The following is a 21,979-nucleotide window of genomic DNA, read 5'->3' as shown; positions in this document are numbered from 1 at the left end:
GCCTATTTATTAGAGGGAGTTATGGGCAGGGAAAGCGGTACATTTGTGATAGCTCATTGAGGCGGAGCATGAGTTCTGATGAAATACTCACATTGATACTATCAATATTTTCTTTGAGTTGTTCAATGTTTGTAGCACCTATGATGTTTGAGGCGACAAATTTACGTGAGTTAACGAAAGCCAATGACATTTGTGCTGGACTTAGTTTGAACTCTTGAGCTAATTCAACGTATGCTTGAGTGGCATCAAGGGCTATTTGATTGTCGGTATAACGGGAAAAACGTTTGAATAATGTCAGACGTGCGTTTTCTGGCCATTGATCATTTAAGTATTTACCAGACAAAGCACCGAATGCGAGTGGTGAGTATGCGAGTAAGGGCAGCTCTTCTCGGTGACATATTTCTGCCATTCCCACTTCGAAACTTCGATTCAGTAAATTATAGGGGTTTTGTACGCTAATGACTCTGGGCAGGTTATGTTTTTCTGCCAGTTGTAGGTATTTCATTAATCCCCAAGGTGTTTCATTAGACACACCGATATATTTGATTTTTCCTTCTTTAACCAATGAACCTAAGGCCTCTAGCGTATCAATAATGGGGGTGAGTGTTTCGCTGTCATCGATTTGTTGGTAGGAAAGTTTGCCGAAAAAGTTGCTGTTTCTGTCTGGCCAATGTACTTGATAAAGATCGATGGTCTCTATTTGTAAACGCTCGAGAGAGGCATCGACCGCCTCATGGATATTACGCCAGTCCAGCGCCATATTCGTGCGTATATAATCATTTTTCCCTCCCGATGCAGAGACTTTAGTCGCGATGATTAATTTGTCTCTTTTGCCTGTTTTTTTTAAGTAATTACCTAGGATACGCTCTGTGGCACCCTGAGTTTCTGCTTTAGGAGGAACGGGGTACATTTCTGCGGCATCAATAAAATTGATGCCTTGATCGATGGCGTAGTCGAGTTGGGTAAATGCGTCTGGTTGGGTATTTTGTTCACCCCAAGTCATGGTACCTAAGCAGAGTTCACTAACATCAAGGTTGGAATGCGGTATACGTCTGTAGTCCATTTAAATCTCCACTCTTTATTATGTTATAAATTTCAGTGTGTTTGACGTAAATTTAGGTGAAATTGATTCGTATTAACTTGAGGCTAGCAAGGTTTTGCAAAAAAAACTAGGTCTAGGTTTGATAGAGCTTGGTGTTTAATAGAGGAGACATGGCTAATATGAGTGCTTGAGTATAGATACTTTCTCGGGTTGCTGCTCCTTGGGTTAATAGTCCTATTGCTCCTCCTTTTTGCTTGATGTTATCGGTATTAAACAGTCTGTCCATTACATTGCCGAGTTCTTCGCCTTCATTTAATGCCTGGTAAATCATAGGAGGAAGGGGAAGTTGCGCACTACAACCAATCATTTGTTGGTTTTTATTGGCAATAACCACATAAGCAAATGTTGCTGGACCATGAGCAAATTGATCAACACCTCCCTCTATGGCAATAACAAGATCAGCGGTTAGGCCATTTTCAAGGTTTTGGCAATATTCAACTCTGTTGATCGCACCTTGTAACGTTTCCTCTTTGGTCATAGGCTGTGCTGCAACACCTGAGGGAGCGTGAGTTCCTTGGCAATGAATGATCGCGTTGGGGAATAATTGATTGAGTGCGTATTTTGAAGCTTGGATTTTAACTGGATTCATGGATCCAACAATGACATTGATACTGTTAAGTTGGCCAACTTTTTCATCATAAGATGGTGATATCTTGGTTAGCATTTTATGTCCCACATTTAGGTAAATTCATGACTGTTTGGCATATTTTGCATCCTATTAATAACATTTTCAACCAAGCTGTGATGCCTTAATTTCTGATCTTAAGAGACATCAGCCAGATTCGCTTCATGGCGATAAAAAATATTGATGTGTCTCCCCGTTATGGATAGTGAATTTTATTGTTAATTCTATTGTTTTTTTTAGATAATGTGTTAATTATATGTTTTGCAGTATTCATTAGTGTCATGTCCGTATGAGGGTGAACATTTGATATTGTCTTGTGTGAGTTATATAGCAAATAAATTGAATCAGCATTTGAAATTTAAATTTGAATTGGCTGAAGATATTGTGATCGTTTCTAATTTAGTTGGGCACGATGGTAGTCTAAGTTCGAACATTAACAATAGAGTTGTACTATTTTTAATAAACATTGAAAAAGAAACGGCTGTTAAAGTAAGTGTGCCTCCACTTATCAATTCCAACGGTTTATCTAATGTTAAGCCTATATTTCTCAATCTTTATCTTATGGTTGTCGCCAACTTTACTGATAATAATTATAATGAATCACTTAAATTCATGTCGAGTGTCATTAGCTATTTTCAACTTGAACCTGTTTTTAATCATCAAAACTCCCCTGATTTAGATCAAAATATAGAAAAAATAATCTTAGATATCGAGAACATTGAAAGGCATGAACAAAGTAATGTATGGAGCATGCTAGGCGCTAAGTATATGCCATCAATTCTGTATAAAATCAGAATGGTGACCATAGATCCTAAGGCGACGGTATCAAGAATAAGTCAACTCTCAGAAGCAGAAGTATCAACGGGTACAAAGGAATAGATATCTCTATGAATTATAGGGTTATGTATAAAATAAACTTAAAGCATCAGTATTTTAAATCGCTAGTGTGTGAAGGCTTGAACTTTCACCCCACAGCTGAAACCCTGAGGCAAGCAAAAAATACAGGTGTCATTTTTAAGCCTTATGTTGGCGGTGTTGGGGTATTATATGATTTAGATAAACTTAAATTAATGATGTCATACGCATCAGATGACAATGACCCCTTAGTGTTTGACTTTATGGTGACTAGCCATGAACCTAATCTTAGTGATTATTCATCGATTACATTATTAAAAGAAAACAAAATTGTGATGTTAGCAAATCGAATCTCTAATGATGAATTAAATTTCATTAAAGGTGATGTTGTTTTACATCAACAAGAGTATATATCAGAAGAAGACTTCTTAAGTCTTGATGAGTTAAAGCCTGAGGATGTTTCTGCGATTAAATTTAGTCATGCTAAAGTTGTGTTTTTTATTTCAATTCATATAAATAAAAAATTACTTGATATAATCTCTAATGATGTCGTGAGTAATAATAGATTAAATTTAATTGCGAAGGTAGATAACAGGAAATCCTATTGGGAATACCGTGTTTATGGCCGTTCTAGCGGTAATTTTGATGTTGTTGATATAAATAAATCGGTATTTTTTGACAAAAAAAGCATAGATGTTTCTGAAAGTGGAGAACAGATGGCCATTTTTAGAAGCCATTGTCGACTTGAATTGAAACAGTTTAGTGAACATCATTTTCAATTAGTTGATAAACGAGCTAAAGGAAATAAAGTTGTGATCCATCATTTACCTACAGCTCAAGCTGGTAAGGGCTACCAGGAATCCATTGACACTAAAATAACTCAAATTTCTGAAATTTTTGTTAACTTTTAATTGTAAAGGAATAGATTATGGGCGTGATGAAAACACCGGGCGTGTATATTGTTGAAAAAAATGCATTTCCTAATTCTGTTGTTGAAGTGGCAACGGCTGTCCCTGCTTTTATCGGTTATACCGAAAAAGCCATTAATGGCAGTAAATCGTTATTAAATAAGCCATGGCGGATTACGTCCATGGCTGAATTTCGTAGTTATTTTGGTAATGCTCCATCACCCCTATTTGATATCAGTGAAAAAACGGCAGACTCAAAAGATGATCCTGCGGTTGTATTAGGTGATAAACAATATGTTGTCACCCAGTCTAATACTCGCTATATGCTGTATTACAGCATGATGCATTTCTTTCAGAATGGAGGCGGCCCTTGTTATATCGTGTCTGTCGGGAGTTATACCGATGACATTGAAGCGGCAAAATTAGAACTTGGGATCCCGACATTACTAAAAGAGCAAGAACCGACAATGCTCGTTATCCCAGAAGCTGTACGTTTAGCAGAAGATGATTGCATTAGTGTACAGCAAGCTTCTTTAGCTCACTGTGGTGGCGCTATGCGCAATCGAGTGGCTATTTTGGATGTTTGGAATGGATTTAAAGATAGACAGGATGAAGATGGGGATTGTATCGCTAATTTTCGTTCAAAGTTGGGCATTAATAATTTAGATTTTTCAAGTGCTTACTATCCATGGCTACACACTACTATCGTTCAGGACAGTGAACTTAGCTTTGCAAATATAGGTAATGCAGATGTGTTGACGACCATACTTAATGATGAAGTTGCAGCCAACTTTAGTGATTTAGAGGGGTTAAGTGCAGATGAGTTAGTAAGCCCGAGCAATAAAATGCGAGTGGCAAAACGCGATCAAATGTTAGCCGAAATCACTTCATTGTCAACCGTTGAAGGTGATGCTCAAAGGGGGCTATTAAATAAGACATTAACGTCGATGAGTCCAGCCTATGGCAGTTTATTACTTGATATAAAAACTAAGCTCAACCTCTTACCTCCTGCCGCGTCAATGGCGGGGATTTATACCATGGTTGATAATGCGCGTGGTGTTTGGAAAGCGCCTGCTAATGTGAGTTTAAACTCGGTAATATCTCCAGCAGTTAATATTTCCCATGATGAACAAGAAGATTTAAACGTCACGACTCAAGGTAAATCCATCAACGCTATTCGAACATTTATTGGTGAAGGCACTTTAGTTTGGGGGGCTAGAACCCTTGATGGCAACAGTTTAGATTGGCGTTACATCAGTGTCAGAAGAACCATGATCATGCTCGAAGAGTCAATTCGGTTGGCTGCTAAAGCTTATGTCTTTGAGCCCAATACGGCCAATACGTGGGTGACGATTAATAGCATGATCACTAATTTCTTAACCGGTATTTGGAAACGAGGTGGCTTAGCAGGTGCATCACCTGCAGATGCGTTTAATGTCAGTGTCGGACTGGGAAATACCATGACAAGTGAAGATATTCTTGAGGGGATTCTACGAGTCACTGTTTTGGTCGCTGTAACGAGACCTGCTGAATTCATCGAAATTACTTTTCAGCAACAGATGCAGAAATCATAACGTTTATTCATATGGTAACCCATTAAGAAATTATGAGTTAAGGAGAACAATATGTCAGATGATGGTTCGAAACAATCCGCTAATGTATGGCCAATGTCTAAATTTTACTTCGAAGTAAAATGGGCCGGAGGCGCTGGTGAGGGGATGGTTTCTTCGTTTCAAGAAGTCTCTGGACTTGATGTTGAAGCTCAGGTTATTGAATATCGTGCAGGGGACAATAAGATATTTTCCACGATAAAAATGCCCGGTATCGTTAAGTCTAGTAATGTCACTTTGAAGAAAGGCATCTTTGCTAAAGATAATAAATTCTTTGATTGGTACGGCAAAATTAAAATGAATACGGTTGCAAGAACGGCGGTGACCATCAGTTTGTTGGATGAATCCGGTGCACCTACCATGGTGTGGACCTTGTCGAATGCTTGGCCAACTAAAATTACTGGCACTGATCTTAAATCAGATGGTAATGAGGTCGCTGTTGAGACGATTGAGTTGGCACATGAGGGTTTGGCTATTGCTAACGCCTAGTGTTAATCCCCAGCATTAGATCCATATCTGGTGCTGGTTTGATAATAATGATGGCCACTAAAGGGGATGATGATGTCAGATGGGTCGAAGCAAGATGATGGTTGGCCAGTACCTGCATTTTATTTCAAAGTGGCATTTCATGGTGCAAAAAATAAATCAGATACATCTTTCCAAGAAATAGGTGGGATCAGCGCTCAAGTTGAAACCGAAGAGTATGGTGAAGGTGGAGAAAATAGATTTATTTATCAACTTCCTAAGTCGGTTAAGCACAGTAATTTAAGCCTCAAGCGTGGCATTACTAAATTGGATTCATTTATTGTTAAATGGTGTATAACATTTTTCGAAGGTGATTTCAACAAAACCTTAGAACCTAAAGATCTGTCAGTTCATTTATTAGGTGAGCGAGGGACCGTCATTCGCAGTTGGAATTTTTTTCAAGCCTATCCCGTTAATTGGAAGCTCGATGCTTTCCATTCAACTAAAAATGAAGTGGCAATTGAAGAGATTGAGCTGTGTTATCAGTATTCAAATAGAGTGATGTGAACATGGCGATTGAAGTGAAACAGTTAGTCATTAAATCCAATGTGATTAATGGGCAAGATAGTCCGGCCGTTTCAGTTGTGACGGAGGAAGAACTCGACGCACAGCAAGAAGAAGTGCTAAAGCGTTGTTTTAAAATGATCCAGCAACAGCGAGTACAAACCCGAGAGCGTTAGGGAGTGATGATGGCTAAAAAATTAACAATTGAAGCGGAAGATGGCAGTAGTAAGTTTGAACTTATGCTTAATCCATCAAACTTTAGCCACAACCACGTTATCCAATACGATAAAAAGAGTAAAAAATCATTAGGTAAGTCTGCCAGTGAAACTAAATTTGCTGGATATGATGCAGAGACCATTGATTTTATGACTATTATTGACGGGACCGGAGTAGTTAAAACGACTAAACCTGTAGATGTTACTCAGCAAGTGTCAGATTTAAAAGATGTTATCTATAACTATATTGGTAATAAACATGAGCCCAATATCGTTCACATTGTTTGGGGGACTTTATATTTTGTGTGTCGTTTGACCAGTTTTAAAGTCGAGTATGTATTGTTTAAACCAGATGGTACACCTCTGAGGGCGAAAGTGAACCTTTCATTTAGTGGTTATATGACCAATAAGGAAGAGGCACTAAATTCGAAGCGTTCTTCACCCGATTTAACTCATGTGATTGAATTTAAGGCGGGTGATACCTTACCACTTTTATGTCATCAAGTTTATCAAGATGGCTCGTATTATATGCAAGTGGCCAAAATTAACAATTTGGCTAGTTTTAGACAGATAACGCCTGGCACCAAGTTATTTTTCCCGCCGCTGCTTTAATGTTTTAAGGATAAAAGTTGTTATGGCTGCTTCCCCAATGAACGATTGTGATGGTGTGATCAAATACAGTATCACGGCAGACGGTAGCCCTTTAAAAGATGATATTAATGTACTTATGATTGAAGTTCATTCAGCGATTAATCAGGTGCCGAGGGCTAAAGTCATTGTCAGTGATGGTGATATGCCAACAAAAAACTTCCCACTTAGCGCTGAAGCTTGCTTTAAACCAGGGACTAAAATCGTCATAAAAGCGGGTTATGATAGTAATGAAGATTTGCTTTTTAGTGGCATTATCACTGGGATAGGCATTTCAATCGCAGCCAGTAATGTGTCAACACTCATCATTGATTGCAAAGATCAATGTGCTGCTATGACTGTATCGAGATGCAATGCAAATTACACCAAACAAAAAGACAGCCAGATAATAGAAACCATTATTGGTCAATACTCTGATTTATCAAGTGTTGTTAGCGCGACAGATTCTCAATATGAGGAGCTAGTGCAATTTAATTGTACAGATTGGGATTTTATCTTAACCCGTGCTGAAATGAATGGCTTTTTGCTGTGTGTTGATGCCGCTAAGCTAACGATTGGTGCACCAATCGTTGATGGTGATGCTGTATTAACCGTGACCTATGGTGAAGATTTGATTGAATTTGAAGCGGATATCGATTCAAGGTTTCAATTAACTAAGGTTAAAAGCGTGTGTTGGGATCCCAGTGAGCAGGCAAGCCAAGAGCAGGAGGTGTCTTCGCAAACGTTAAACTCCCAGGGAGATCTCAGTTCATCAACGTTAGCACAAGCGCTTAATCTTACTAACTTTCGTTTGCAAACTTCTAATACTTTAGATGCTACAGCGTTAACAGCATGGGCTAAAGGTCAGCAGGTTAAATCGGCGTTGGCAAGAATACGTGGAAGAATGAAATTCCAAGGGAGCTCTTTGGCTAAAATAGGTTCACTCATTGAGGTTGTGGGGGTCGGTAGTCGCTTTAATGGCTCGGTTTTTGTGAGTGAGGTCAATCATCAATTGGTCAATGGTCAATGGTTAACTGACATTGAATTTGGCATGTCACCCCATTGGTCAAGTGAGCATAGAGACATCAGTGCTATTCCTGCTAGCGGTATCATCCCCGCCGTTGAAGGTTTACAAATTGGTGTGGTGATGAAGTTAAATGACGATCCAATGGGTCAAAATAGGATTCAAGTTAATGTGCCAGTGATGCAGGCTACGACGCCGGGTGTGTGGGCCCGATTAGCCACATTTTATGCTTCACAAGATTTTGGAAGTTTTTTTATTCCCGAAGTGGGGGATGAAGTTGTATTAGGTTATTTTAATAATAATCCTAGTGAGCCGGTGATTTTAGGCAGCTTGTATAGCAGTAAACACGCACCAGCATACGCCATTGAAGAAGCAAACAATACTAAGGCAATTGTCACAAAAAGTAAGTTGAAAATTGAGTTTAATGAAGAAGATAAAGTGATCACCATCGTGACTCCCGCTAATAATCAAATTGTGATCAGCGATAAAGAAAAATCGATTGTTTTACAAGATCAAAATAGTAATAAGGTGGAGATGAATGACAGTGGTATCACATTAGACAGTCCAAAAGACATCAAAATCACTGCCAAAGGGACGTTAACTTTAGAGGCTGTAGGGGAAATCAGCATGAGTTCTAAAGCGGATATAAATGCTTCTGGAATGAATATAAATCAGACTGCTCAAGTGGGAATTGTGGCCAAGGGCAGCGCAACGGCAGAATTATCAGCGTCAGGACAAACCACGGTTAAAGGTGCAATTGTGATGATTAATTAGGAGAGATTTATGCCACCAGCGGCAAGAATTACCGATATGCATGTGTGCCCAATGATCACCCCTGGATTACCCCCGATCCCTCATGTTGGTGGACCCGTGATTGGTCCTGGTGTGGCAACAGTGTTAATTGAAAAACTACCGGCAAGTGTTATTGGTGATAGTTGTGTATGTGTTGGACCACCAGATACGGTCGTTAAGGGGTCTGCGACCGTGATGATTGGGGGGAAACCAGCTGCGAGATTAGGCGATACAACAGTGCATGGTGGCAGCATTGTTTTGGGGGCATTTACGGTGATGATTGGTGGATAAATCATCACACTTATTGTTCAGCGGCCATAGGCTTAAATTGATTAGGCGAATGAGTCAAAGTCGTCATAAGAGGCATCATAAATGGCAATAGATAAATCATTTTTAGGTACCGGTTGGTCATTCCCTCCAGAATTTAATGGTGCCAATCGCCAGACTAATATGGTCAGTGCTGAAACAGATATTGAAGAAAGTATCCATATCTTGCTTGCAACAACGCCTGGGGAGAGGGTGATGGATCCCATGTATGGTTGTGGGATTAAGGCGATGGTATTTGAAGAGATAAATCAAGCCACGATCACTAAAATCACCCATGTTATTCAACAGGCTATTTTGTTTTTTGAAGCCAGAATTGATCTCAATTCAATCGATATTTTTACAGATAACGCAATGGAAGGTAGGTTAGATATCCATTTAGATTATCGCGTTATAACCACCAATGCTAGGCGTAATATGGTGTATCCATTTTACATTATGGAGGGCACTCTAGTTGAACTATAAAGTGTGTTTATATTATGTGCTAGGGTGTTATTTAAGTTTGCATATTAGGCCGTTGGTGACATATGTTGCTTAGTCATCGAGTGCCCTTTTCGAGCGGTAGCGAGCAGTCGAGCCGACAACCTGCAGCGTTACAAGCTAATTATGTTAATGTTGATGAATTATCCTTCGAGTCTTTGCTGGTGCTATCAAAAGATATCGCTGCCCATCTGACGTTTTATAATCTTGATAATGTTCCAGAGGGTTATTGGGACAAGATGTTTCTAGCCAACGATTTGGTGACAATGGCAATGCTGCAAACCTTGGATTGTGAAAAGCTTGCCATTGAGTTTGAAGATAAGTTAATTTATCAACCTCAGCAAGCAGTTATGTCTATCGTGGTTTTGTTGAGTCACATTAATGAATGGTACCAAAAACTCAAATTATCAAACAATGAAGCGGCTTTTGAACTGTGTATAAAAATAGCGACTGCAATTAATAAAAAACTTGTTTTTCAATTAGATGAGTTATTAGACAATATTATCTATGTTGATGGTGTTGCACTTGAGCAAGTCAAACAGGTATTTACTGGTTTTGATGCTGTATGGGGAGAAAATATTGTTAATTGGTGCGGCTCACTTAGCGCAGACTCCTCTGACACTGATGTGGCATCAAGATCACATGTTAATGTCGCTATAAAACTGCAGCAGTTTTTTTCTTCTTTAATGAATGTGATCCGCTTTTTTCAATCAGACATTCAAACCTATATTAGTGCGCTTGAGCAACAATCAGATCATGATCCTTCTATCGGATTGTTTATGACTTTTTTAAAACTTTATCAGGGCAGTCAATCTCACCTTAATCTATTTACCATGAAGCACTTAGCATTTTTTTATGAAAAAATACTTAAGTTTTCTCAGATGCCATCTCAACCAGAATCGGTGTATTTGGCATTTTTACCCGTTAAAGAGTTAGTCACGCCAAGGGTTATCGAAAAAGGCACCAGATTTAGTTGTGGTAAGGATGAACATCTGCAAGATATTGTCTTTGAAATTAATAATGATTTTTTACTGTCAAATGTCAAAGTAAAATCAGTATTTAACCTTTTTTTACAACGAGACCCACTGATTTCACCTGAGAGTGAATTGCATTATGTGACTAAGATAACGAAGAGTTGTTTAGTCAGTGGGACAGAGCAAAAGTTGAATGATGGTGTTGCCATTTTTGGTGCTAATGATACAAGGAGTCAACAAGCACCGCTAGGCTTGGCCATTTCTGGACCAGTACTGAACTTAAAAGAGGGTGAAAGAAATATTAGCTTATCAATTGCGTTGGCTGAACCTCATCAAATCGATGAGCATTCTCTTTATTTACTCAATAGTGCACCCAATGATGAGCAAAAAAAAACTAGCTTAATGAACATTATTAGCAACCTACTTGAACATGAATCTGAATTGATGGCTGATATTTGTTGTCGTGAAACAGTGCTACAAAAGGGAGGCTTAACCGAGTTATCGGTCACAGTGGTTAATCAGGTTATGGCTAACATTCCAGCTGAACAATTACAAAAAATTTATCACAGTGAAATTCATTATGTCAGGCAGTTAATTTATAAAAATTACCTTTTGGCTTTATTACAATTAGCGACTGAAGAAACACATTTTTGTTTAATGGTTGGACGTATTTTTAGCCGGCATACGCTTGCTTGTGCTGAATTCGTCGGCAATGAAGCTTGGCTGCATCAAAATGATATTGATTTAATCGAATCAAAAGCCAAAGAGTTTTCTGTAACCGAGGGTATGACACGTCTTATACGTCTATTTCGTCAACATCAAGTTCGCACGTTTTATGAGCTGTATGAACTGATGTTTGATATTCAAATATCAACTGAAGAGGGTTGGCAAAAGGTTAAAGATTATCGGATCCATCCTTTGTTGGAAAAAGTTAACGGTGATGATTTTGGTTTGTATGGATTTAAATTTAACATCCATCTTGCTGCTGATATAGCCCCTACCGCGGGATGTAATAAAGCGATACATGGTGAACAATGGCAAACAGCAGAGCCAGTTATTCAATTTTCGATCAAACCATTAGCGACATTTTTTCCGTATTCAATCTTTAGAAGCATTGTGTTGAGTTCTATTGCAATAGAAGTATCGGTAACGGGCCTGACCGATTTAGTGGTTTACAATAATCTTAGTAGAATCGATCCATCAAAGACTTTTGTGCCTTTAGGTGCTTTGCCAACTTTACACAGTTATTTGATACTCGCCAGTGAAGAGATGGCGAACAAGCATGTGACAAACATTAATATAAACATTGCTTGGAGTGATTTACCTACGAATGAAGATGGCTTTAAACGCTATTATTATGGTTATGGAGAAGACTTCAATAACCCAAACTTTAGGGTTGAACTGAGTGTTTTGAAAGATGGTCGTTGGGTTAAATCAGGTCCTGATAACCCGTATTCGTTATTTTCAGAACAATCAATCAACGGTGAGTTATCTAATCAAACAGTGATAAGTGCTTTCGTGGCTAATGAGTTTAAACCACAACGAAAAGGCTATGAGAACATCAGTTTTGATTATAATTTAAAAAGTCGCAATGGTTTTATTAAACTAGAGTTAGTGTCGCCAAACCAGGCGTTTGGTCATCAGCAATATAACACGATATTGACCAATACTTTGCTGCATAACGCTAAATCTAAAAAACAACAGATCCTGCCTAATCCACCTTACACTCCCAAGGTCAGTCGTCTGTCAATTGATTATCAAGCGAAAGTAGTTATATACACTCATCCACATAATAAGAAGCAAAACGGTTTATTTCATAGCGTGTCACATATACACCCATTTGGATACCAGTCGATTTATCCAGCGACAAAGCAAGCTGGGCAGATGTTATTGCCATATTTGTTTCCTCGATATTCTTATGATGGCAATTTATTCATTGGTTTAGCGGCTGAGAATATGCCTGATGAGATCAGTTTATTTTTTCATTTGGATGAAACGGCAAATATTAATCGTGGTGATCAAATTAATGATATTAAATGGTTTTATTTAGCAAGTGAACAATGGTATCCCTTTTCTAATCAACAAATAGTGGCTGATTCAACGTTAGGATTTATGACTTCAGGGGTCATCACGATGACGTTACCTCAAGACATGACTCAACACAATACAGTGATGCCTGCAGGGCAATTTTGGATCCGAGCTTCAGCGGATAAAAATTTAGATAAATACGGAAAATGTTTAACTATTTTGGCAAATGTGAGCCAGCTTAAACGAGTTTCAACTGCATACAAAAAAGACTTAAACCTTAAAAATGTAAATAGTTGGAAGGCATTGCATCCTATTGTAGGTTTATCAAGTACAGCACAAGCTTCCGCTTTTTTTGGAGGTAAGCCTACCGAGTCAAATGTTCAATTTAAACAGCGTGTCAATGAGCGGTTAAGGCATAAAGCGCGTGCAGTGTCAGCTTGGGATCATGAACGTTTGATTCTTGAGCATTTTCCTGAAATAGAAAGTGTGACTTGCTTTGCTAATCTGCTTTATCAGCAAGCCGGTTTTTTTCCTGGGAATATATTAATTATTGTGCGGTTAAAAGTATTGAGTTGTGATCATAGTCCATGTAATAAAATACATGTGAGTAGTAATGTTTTAACTAATATTCAAAGGTTTATAAGTTCTAGGTGTTCAGAATTCGTCACTCTTGATGTCCAAAACCCGATTTATGAAAGTGTACAAGTTCGTTGCAGTATTAAGTTTAAACAGGGGGAGAATCTTGGTTCAGTATTAACTCGGTTAAATCAAGATATAGAGACTTACTTGTGTCCGTGGTCTCCTTTGCATGGTAATGGCGGTTTTGGTTGGTCATTTAAAATCAAAGACATTGAATCCGTTATTCGGCGATTAGATTATGTCCAATTTGTCACTGAAGTATCGGTGTTACACATTGTGATGACTCAAGAAGAACCTATTCCCAGTTATCAACTTATTGACAGCGTGATGCAAGATGCCGATCTTACTCGTTATAGCAGTGGTTCAGAAAAGCGCATAAAGGCAAGCTCACCTTGGTGTTTATTAATGCCATTTACTCATCACGTTATTGATGTTATCCATGATGAAATAGAAAGAACGGGCATGATAACGGGTGTTAATGAGTTAGAAGTGGGTGGTAACTTCATTGTGGGATCAGAAGATGTCCAGACGTTAGCAGCAAAAAAGGAAGTTTAGATAATGGCTAAACGAAATAGGAGTACCCTGAAAAATTATTTTCGTAAAGGTGCACTGCCCGCCGCTGATCATTTTTCTGATCTGATTGATTCGTGTCTTAATACCTTGGAAGAAGGGTTTGATAAGTCTATTAATGAAGGATTTAAAGTGTCTTCGTTAGAAGATAATGCCAATCTGATGAGCTTTTATCGCGACAGTACGCCGAATACAATATTGTGGTCAATTCATTTTGATAAAGATATCGATGCGATGTTATTCAGCGCACCTAATGTTCAATATTCTCAAACCAGCCCTCTTATTAAGCCTGAGTCTGCTAGTGTGCTTTCATTAACGCCAACGGCATGCGTAGGCATTAATTGTGATAAACCCAGTGAAACGTTAGAGGTTAATGGTACTGTCAAATCAATAGGAAGACTGGGGGGAGCATTTGAAAAAGAGTTAGGGTTAACTTCAGTTAAAGCCGATGGTCAATGGCATAATATTTCGCCTAAACTGGAAGGTTGCCATGCTTTTGAAGTTATGGCTGGTGTAGGGATCAAAAGCTCAGGCCGTTACGCATTGATCCGCTCTATTGCTATGAATACTTGTGATCCTGATAGATATTGGTTCGATATTTTTAATTGGTTTAGTCATAAAAAAACCATTAAAAGTCAACATGCGTACTATTTATCTACTGGGGATAAATTACTTCTCAGATGGGTTAAGGCGGATAATTACCAAACAAAAGATGAAGCGTATCGACCTTACTATTTACAAATCAGAACTCGGACAGATTATGGTGAAGGTGTGTTTATTCGTTACCACATTACACAAATGTGGTTTGATCAGTATATGACGCAATCAGAGGCTCTGATGGATAAGGATAGCGATGCTAACTAGTATCAATATTACTCGACATGATGAGAGTACCGATCCGTTAAGTTTTGCCAGTTTACGTAAAGAGGGCATTGCTTATGCGCAGCATTTTTCTGGCAGTGTATGGACGGATTATAACGCCCATGATCCCGGTGTCACGATTCTTGAACAATTATGTTATGGCTTAACAGAGCTCAGGTATCGTAGCGAGTTTGATGTCGAAGATTACCTTGCGGAGCAAGATGGTTATTTGAATTTAACACAACTAGCATTGTATCCACCTGAGGATATATTGCCAGCAAGAGCATGTAATATTGAAGATTATCAAAATTTATTATTAGATAGTATTGAGGAAATTGATAGGCTGTGGATATCTCAACAGCCAAGCATTTATCGCGGTTTATACCAGATCCAGTTACAGCTCACACCGTTGATGAGAGCTCGGTGTCTTTCAAGACCTGCGTTGGGTGAAAAAATCATTGATAAAGTGTCATTGATTTATGGGAAGAACCGGAATTTATGTGAAAATATTGGTGATATCAGTATTGTCAAAGATAAAGGTTATCAGCTGATCGCATCAATAGATTTACTCAGTGAGGTGGATGCTGAAGCCGTATTAGCTGAAATTTATGATGTGTGTCATCAGTGGCTAGTAGGGCGGCTGGTTGTAGAAAGTTATGACACGCAAATGAAAGCCGGTGAATCTCTGGATAGTATTTTAACTGGCCCAAAAACAGTGCATGGTCGTTATCATACGCATCATTTTCAGCACAATACTGGTGTACGAACAATATCATCACTTTATTCTCATGTTCGTTTGATCAAGGGAATTGATGCAATTAATCATTTGTCACTTATTGATGCAGATAAAATAGTGAATGAATCTATGTTTAATCATCCGGATACTCGGGTGGAACATATGGAAATTAGAGATAAAGCATGGTTGAGCATGCCCGTATGTGAGGCAGAGATGAATGTGTTGGTTCATCGTCATCAACAGCGTGTTTCGATTCATTTTGATCGTTTTAATGCTTATTTAGAGCATCGGCAGTTTAAGCAGTATTCAGTCAGACATACTCGTCAAGAGGTATCGAGTTTGTATCAACCGATTGAAGGAACTTGTCGGCAGCAAAAGCAATATTACTCAGTTCAATATCATTTTCCAGTACATTATAATTTGAGTGTTATGGGAACTCAGGCTTCATCTTCGTTGGCTGAAAAAGCGAAGGCTAATCAGTTAAAAGGTTACTTATTACTTTTTGATCAACTATTGGCCAACTTTTCTGAAAATATCAATCATATCAAAACATTATTCTCTATTGATATTCATGTTAATAGGACTTATCAGTTCTATCATTTTGATTCTATTTCATTACAAGGAATTGAACAGTTTTATCCCAAAAAAAGGCAAAAGGTCACGGCAGCATTAGTTAAGTTTGATGATTTTAATGAGCGTAAAGGAAGGGTGCTGGACTATTTATTGGCCTTGTATGGAGAAGAGTTTCAACAAACTATTTTACGCCAGTTTAATCACTATAAGAGTAAGTTGGAGATAGAAACGGAAATTCTTCATAATAAATATCAATATTTACGCACTATTGTATCTTTAGGTCGTGATCGAGGTGGCGGCTTTGATTATCGAAGTTATCGATTATTTGAAACCAATGTTGGCGGATTTCAATATAGACTCAGCTGTAAATTGGGGATGCAACTGCATAAATGGCCCTATACCAGCATGATTAAAAGAGCACCATTGGATATTGTCTCTGATGCTGACTTCGAACAAAAAAATACCGCTCATCATAATCAAGTGATGTTAAATGATGCGATGGAAAAACACTTGATGACGATCCCTTTAATTGAGGCTGATTTAGGTATTAGCCCTGAAAAAATCGCTAAACTCATGTCGTCATTGTTACCGTTAAAGCGGCAAATGATAGGTGAAAGTTTTTTTCAAAAAGGCGTTAATATCAATCACTACACATTAGTGAAGCGGCAACGATCTGATGTTTACGATTTATTTTTTACTGAACAAGAGTGTAAGGACCTTTCAACTGAACAGTTAATGGCGCAGTCATGTCGCCCTATTTACATAGGTTCCAGTTTACATTTAGATAAAATTCATCGATTAGCCAATGTGTTACGCCGTTACCTTACTAAACTCAATCGCAGTAGTGAAGGTGTTTATGTGGTTGAGCATTTGTTGCTAAAGCCAAGCGATGAAAGTCAACAAAGCTCAAGTCGACACGATAAACAAGTTGGCGATGATTTTTATTCATTTCAAATCTCTGTTATTTTTTCAGGTTTTACTGGTCGATGTGCTGATAAAGGATATCGAAAACAGGCTGAAATGGTTGTTCATGAACAATGCCCTGCGCATATTTTACCACAATGTTATTGGTTAAGTTTTAGTGAATTATGTGAGTTTGAACAAGCGTATATGCCGTGGTTAGAGCTGATGCGATCGTCAGACACGTCCAATGAAGCATGCCAGACAAGTGCTGCTGTGTTAGTTAACTTACTCAAGCAATATCGACTAGCGTCAGCTGGAGAGGTACATGATTGAGCCAATAGCGAACACTCAGGTGGGGTTTGGTTCGAGTCCTCCCCACGTAATAGAAGGTATCGTGTTTGATATTAACTTCAATCACCAACAAGTCGCAGATGATTTTCAGCAGCAAGCTCATGACTTTATGTTACGTCGTTTACTGCCTGCGATTGATAGCGCCTTCAATGCTCATAATGTGCCAGAGACGATGGTAAGCATTGATAAGTTGGTGATTGATCTAGGTAATGTTGAGCATGGCGATTATTTAACACAAATCGAAATACGCGTGCTTGAAGCAATATCACTGCAATTAGCATGCATTAAAGACAAGACAGGACTCAATCAAAGCGATAAACAAGTGGTCAGCTTATCTGCTGATATTGCTGAAGTCTCCATGAGTCAATATCCAATAACACAGGGACAGTGGCAACAGTTTACTTTTTATCTGCTTAGTGGTTCATTGCCCTGGAATGGACAGGCAAGTCAGTACCATGATCCTAGTCAGTGGCAGCAATGGTTATTACAGCGAGTATTTACTCACAGTAAAAAATTACGATTATGGTTGGCCACTCATGGACAGCGTAAACAGATTATTGGACGTTTGGTTAATCAATTAACGGTAAGCAATGTCATTGAGCTTCTATTAACCATGATCCCAACCAATGAGCGTACTCAGTTAGAGTGTATGCTGAGTTTGATATTTGGTAGCACTTGCCAGCATAGATTAACGCAAACAGAGCAAGCATTTTTTACATCGTCGCCTTGGATTAAGGCATCAGAAAAAACGAAGCGATTACGCTTTTTATCAAGCTTATTTGATGACATCGTCACCGATCGCCATTTTAGTTCAAACAGTGCTTGCCATTATTTATTGCGCAATGTCTCGCGCCAGTTAGATTCATTACCAAGGACTCTGATTAATGATTTTGTCGCGATGCATCTAACCCAGTCCCAATCGATTTTTCTACAACACTTACCAGTGAGTGAGGTCAAATCGAGTATTGCGATTATATTCTATCAGTCGGTGTTACAAGGCAGTCGTGCAGGGCTTTTATCAATTTGGACTCTTGCTAATAAGGAGTATGCCAATGTGTTTGTTGAGGTATTAACACAATTAGGTAAGCAAGCACGAGTGAGGCATTGCTTAGCGACAAATTTGTCAGTGCCTATGCTGACAGATTTAGTGTTACTGCTTGAACCAAATGAAAGTCATTTTATCTTGCAGGTTCAATCTAATGCGAATCAAGGCTTATTAACACTTAAAACACAGCCACAGGCACGCAATATCGTCATGGCTGACAAAGCCAAGGAGCAAATATTTTGGCAATTTACGTTAACTTATCTATTGGTCGAAAGAGGAGGAAGCTTTAACCGAAAGTCTTATCTATTGAGTCTGATTAGGCAAACCTCAGCTCATTTTAATTTAAGTCAGCAGCAAGTATATGGCTCATTGATGGACTCTTTGCATCAAATCAGCCAAGAGTCTAAGTTAAAACGTAATTTAGCAGAGTTATTGAGTGATGTTACTGTCATCAGAGGAATGACTCCTGGAGCCGCAATAGAAAGCACTATGTCAGTAGTAGCGCTCTGTGAGACTGAGCAAACTGGTATTTCTACACAGGAGATATTGAGCCGTTTAGCGATAGCTATTCTCGAAGGTCGCGTTGAACAAATCACTCCATTTTGGTCTTTAGTTATCAGCGAACACTCCAACTTATTGGGTCAAGCATTGCATCTGTGGGGGCAAGAACGGCATATTATTCGTACTATGGTCCACAACTTCAGTCAGTCTATGCTCCAAGATATTTTGCAATGTTTGGCCCCTGCGGATAAGCCATTCATATTGTCTATGATTGAACTGAGTACAGTGAAAATTCAACAATCGAAGGGTGGGATCCCTCTTGAAACTCAGGGAGTAACAGAGCATCTATGGGCTTTTAGTTTGAGTTATTTACTGATTGAACGTGGTAGCCAATTTAACCGTATTAGCTACTTAAGTTACTTAACTCAGCAAGTGGCTGCCCATCATAATGTCGATCATCAGCAGTTATTGCACGATCTGGTGAGTGGTTTTTCTGCCACATTAGCCCCGTCGGCATTAAAAGACAGTATGTTAGGTTTACTTGGTCAACTCTTAATTAAGCCGATTGAAGGGGTTCTGCGGGGAGTGCTACAGGATCCAGTTGCCAATGATACTTTAATTGATGTTGAACTTGTCTGTGATGGTGATGATTTATCTTCTCATAGTGATGATATTCTGAGCCAATTTGCTATTGCTTTGCATCTTGCTGATCATGGCAAAATTAAAGTCATGATTAAGCACGCATCACACTGTGAAACTAAGGTTTTTAAATACATTGTTATGCATTTTGCTAAGGTGTCACCACAGATTTTAGTCCAATTACATAAAAGTTCAGAGCAAACGAGTCATTATTTGATGCAATTGCTCATGCCTAATATTATGGTGCTGCTTGATGAACTAATGAGTGAAGATTCATTACTCTTCGTCAGTGTCCCATTTTCAGATGTTAAGCGTCCGTCTATGAAGCCTAATATTACAGATGTTGAAATATCAAGGCTGAAATTGACTAAAAAAGTTTGGTATAAATTGACCAGCAAAATAATATTAAGTCCTTTTATTACAGATATGCTTTGGTTGTTTATTTGGGAGTATGTTGGTGTCATGAACGCAAGTTGTCAGAACCATAATAAAGTACTGCACCACTTGATTGTACAGATGGCGGGATACAGAAACCTGACACCAGATTCACTCATCGAGGCGATGTTGCATTGTGTGAAGAGAGATGAAAAACATCCATTGAGGGTAAATCAATATCAATATTTGCATTCTTTGCGTGCTCCACTGTCCAATGATTTGATAGCGACAAGGAATACATCAGCAGATGAGCAAAATAAGCGTGTATTAACTCAATCATCACGATTGGATATTGAACACTTGGTTTATCACAATAAGTTGCGTGCTCAGTTACAAGTTCTTATGGTGAAAGTACTTCATTATCAACGCAATAGTACTGTAGCAATAGATAAAAATGATTTTAGTCGGCTTTTTGATATGTTGACTGAATTGTATCAAGATGATTATTTAAATCTTCAGCGTCTGATGATTCAACCGTTACTTTTGTCGATGGATTGGACTGTTTTGTTCAAACAATACAGTCATGAGCAGCAACAGTCCATGAAGGTGATGGTATTTAACCTTGCAAAATATAGACAAGATAGCCGTCACTTTAATGTCTTAGCACAAATTAACTCTACTTCAGATTTGATTTACACTGCAGTGCGTTTGGAACAAGCGCGTTGGAGTCAGAAATATTGGTCCCAAAATGGGGTAATTCAAAATAGGTCCGCTGAAATTAAATCCCCCGCTCGGCATGTACCAGAGCCATTGTTTACCATATCCCAAGCAGCAACAACGGAAAAAAGCGCTAAAAAAATTGATTTAACTATCATAAATAACCCAAAAGAACATAATGAATTACAGCAATGCCACGATTTTTTACAGAAATTAGCGAATCGCGATACTCAGCTTAATGACGCTGTTTACCTCAAAGAACTCGATGTCATACTGGTGTACCTCAAGCGTTACCATCATGCTGAATACAAATCTTATTTATTGCAATATTTACCCGATATTGCTGTTCACCTAGGGATTTCAACAGTGCGCAGTGAGCACGAATGTCATGAAATGATGACCTTTTTGTATGGCTCAAGATTCAGGGTTATGCATGAGTCTTTATGTTATCTCAATCATGTTTGTCCGACGTTGAAATATTTTTCACAAAGCCACAAAAAGTCGATGTGGTCGTTTATGTGCCAATATATCAATTCATCATCTGTGATTGATCAAACTCAGCTGACAGTGGATTTTTTGGCGTTTGTTTATCGTTTGTCTCTTGACAGTATAAAATCACACTTTAAACGATTTGAATTATTCATACACCAATTCATTGTTGAACTTGAGCTCCCAATTGATTTACTCACTCACTCATGCTTAATCAGACCCCCGCTAATGGGGGATAAGCAAAATGCTTTATGTAGCACTGATATTTGGGATAATAAAGCGGTCATAGAACATCTTAAGTGTCATATTTCACTGTTGCGTTGTGAAAATAATGTTAATACTGGTGCCATAGAAAAAGGCGAGGTGGTAATGCCACTGCAAAGTACAATTTTGCAGACTGATGTGGTTAAAACCGCTACGCCTACAAGTTCGAGTATCCTCAGTCATGACAATATCCTCTCTAATGAGAACATCTATGTTGCTAATGCTGGGATCGTGATTGCTGCGCCTTATCTCCCCCGTTTGTTTGCTATGTTGTCCTTAACAGACCAAGGCGTATTCATTAACGATGCAGCAAAAGACAAAGCGGTTCATGTGCTGCAGTATTTAGTGACAGAGCAGCAAGCGACACCTGAGTACTTATTGAGCCTTAATAAAGTGTTGTGTGGCGTTAACATCACTAAATCCATTTCCTATGATGTGGAATTAACCAATAAAGACATTGAAACCATGTCAGGCTTGTTAGATGGCATCATTCAAAATTGGCAGGTGATAGGTCAAACCAGTATCAGTGGGTTACGTGAATCATTTTTACAAAGAGAAGCCGTTATGATTCAAGATAAAGGCGCGTGGAAACTAAACGTCCCACCTAAAACATTTGATATGTTATTGGATTCTATACCGTGGAGTTTTGCGGTGATCAAATACCCATGGATGGAAAAAGTGTTGCATGTGGAGTGGCGTTAAATAAGTCAAAGGTATTCATTT

General features: G+C 38.6%; 16 protein-coding genes. 14 read left to right on the top strand and 2 right to left on the bottom strand.

All coding sequences use genetic code 11. From position 1 onward, the window contains the following. Positions 1–19: 19 nt before the first annotated feature. Both HQQ94_RS18450 and yjjX read right to left on the bottom strand, forming a co-directional pair. Positions 20–1,063 carry an NADP(H)-dependent aldo-keto reductase gene (locus HQQ94_RS18450; protein WP_173295791.1) on the bottom strand — a complete coding sequence of 348 codons (1,044 nt, stop codon included), beginning with the start codon at positions 1,061–1,063 and terminating at the stop codon, positions 20–22. Positions 1,064–1,175: 112 nt separating this feature from the next. Further along, positions 1,176–1,766, bottom strand: a complete 591-nt coding sequence (yjjX, locus tag HQQ94_RS18445) for an inosine/xanthosine triphosphatase (RefSeq protein ID WP_173295790.1) — start codon at positions 1,764–1,766, stop codon at positions 1,176–1,178. A 300-nt stretch (positions 1,767–2,066) separates the two neighbouring features. Here yjjX and HQQ94_RS18440 point away from each other — a divergent pair, with 300 nt between their 5' ends. The 14 genes from HQQ94_RS18440 (at position 2,067) to HQQ94_RS18375 (ending at position 21,958) form a co-directional block, all read left to right on the top strand. After that, positions 2,067–2,606, top strand: coding sequence for a DUF4255 domain-containing protein (locus HQQ94_RS18440; RefSeq protein ID WP_254304097.1), 540 nt, complete (start codon positions 2,067–2,069; stop codon positions 2,604–2,606). A gap of 8 nt (positions 2,607–2,614) precedes the next feature. Further along, positions 2,615–3,493: a hypothetical protein gene (locus HQQ94_RS18435; protein ID WP_173295788.1), complete on the top strand. Its 879-nt coding sequence runs from the start codon at positions 2,615–2,617 to the stop codon at positions 3,491–3,493. Positions 3,494–3,510: 17 nt separating this feature from the next. Continuing rightward, positions 3,511–5,064: a phage tail sheath C-terminal domain-containing protein gene (locus HQQ94_RS18430; protein WP_173295787.1), complete on the top strand. Its 1,554-nt coding sequence runs from the start codon at positions 3,511–3,513 to the stop codon at positions 5,062–5,064. Positions 5,065–5,115: 51 nt separating this feature from the next. Continuing rightward, positions 5,116–5,589, top strand: a complete 474-nt coding sequence (locus tag HQQ94_RS18425; protein ID WP_173295786.1) for a phage tail protein — start codon at positions 5,116–5,118, stop codon at positions 5,587–5,589. 72 nt (positions 5,590–5,661) lie between these two features. Next, positions 5,662–6,132 (top strand): phage tail protein, encoded by a 471-nt coding sequence (locus tag HQQ94_RS18420; protein ID WP_173295785.1) that lies wholly within the window; start codon positions 5,662–5,664, stop codon positions 6,130–6,132. A gap of 2 nt (positions 6,133–6,134) precedes the next feature. Next, positions 6,135–6,305 (top strand): DUF5908 family protein, encoded by a 171-nt coding sequence (locus HQQ94_RS18415; protein WP_173295784.1) that lies wholly within the window; start codon positions 6,135–6,137, stop codon positions 6,303–6,305. A 9-nt stretch (positions 6,306–6,314) separates the two neighbouring features. Next, complete coding sequence (locus tag HQQ94_RS18410; protein WP_173295783.1) at positions 6,315–6,956, top strand: peptidoglycan-binding protein; 642 nt, start codon at positions 6,315–6,317, stop codon at positions 6,954–6,956. Positions 6,957–6,978: 22 nt separating this feature from the next. Continuing rightward, positions 6,979–8,769 carry a type VI secretion system tip protein VgrG gene (gene vgrG / locus HQQ94_RS18405; protein ID WP_173295782.1) on the top strand — a complete coding sequence of 597 codons (1,791 nt, stop codon included), beginning with the start codon at positions 6,979–6,981 and terminating at the stop codon, positions 8,767–8,769. Between the two features lie 9 nt (positions 8,770–8,778). Next, a complete protein-coding gene (locus HQQ94_RS18400) occupies positions 8,779–9,078 on the top strand; it encodes a PAAR domain-containing protein (protein ID WP_173295781.1) in 300 nt (99 codons plus the stop codon). An 81-nt stretch (positions 9,079–9,159) separates the two neighbouring features. Next, entirely contained in the window at positions 9,160–9,576 is a 417-nt protein-coding gene (locus tag HQQ94_RS18395) for a GPW/gp25 family protein (RefSeq protein WP_173295780.1), read from the top strand. A 62-nt stretch (positions 9,577–9,638) separates the two neighbouring features. After that, complete coding sequence (locus tag HQQ94_RS18390) at positions 9,639–13,787, top strand: baseplate J/gp47 family protein (RefSeq protein ID WP_173295779.1); 4,149 nt, start codon at positions 9,639–9,641, stop codon at positions 13,785–13,787. A 3-nt stretch (positions 13,788–13,790) separates the two neighbouring features. Continuing rightward, positions 13,791–14,666, top strand: a complete 876-nt coding sequence (locus HQQ94_RS18385) for a hypothetical protein (RefSeq protein WP_173295778.1) — start codon at positions 13,791–13,793, stop codon at positions 14,664–14,666. Further along, a complete protein-coding gene (locus HQQ94_RS18380) occupies positions 14,656–17,208 on the top strand; it encodes a hypothetical protein (protein WP_173295777.1) in 2,553 nt (850 codons plus the stop codon). The genes HQQ94_RS18385 and HQQ94_RS18380 overlap by 11 nt, the downstream gene beginning before the upstream one ends. Next, a complete protein-coding gene (locus HQQ94_RS18375) occupies positions 17,201–21,958 on the top strand; it encodes a contractile injection system tape measure protein (RefSeq protein WP_173295776.1) in 4,758 nt (1,585 codons plus the stop codon). The genes HQQ94_RS18380 and HQQ94_RS18375 overlap by 8 nt, the downstream gene beginning before the upstream one ends. Positions 21,959–21,979 lie beyond the last annotated feature (21 nt).

The sequence above is a fragment of the Shewanella sp. VB17 genome (assembly GCF_013248905.1).
GTDB lineage: Bacteria > Pseudomonadota > Gammaproteobacteria > Enterobacterales > Shewanellaceae > Shewanella.
Note: the sequence above shows the minus strand (reverse complement) of the source record. Positions and strands in the feature narration are given on the sequence as shown.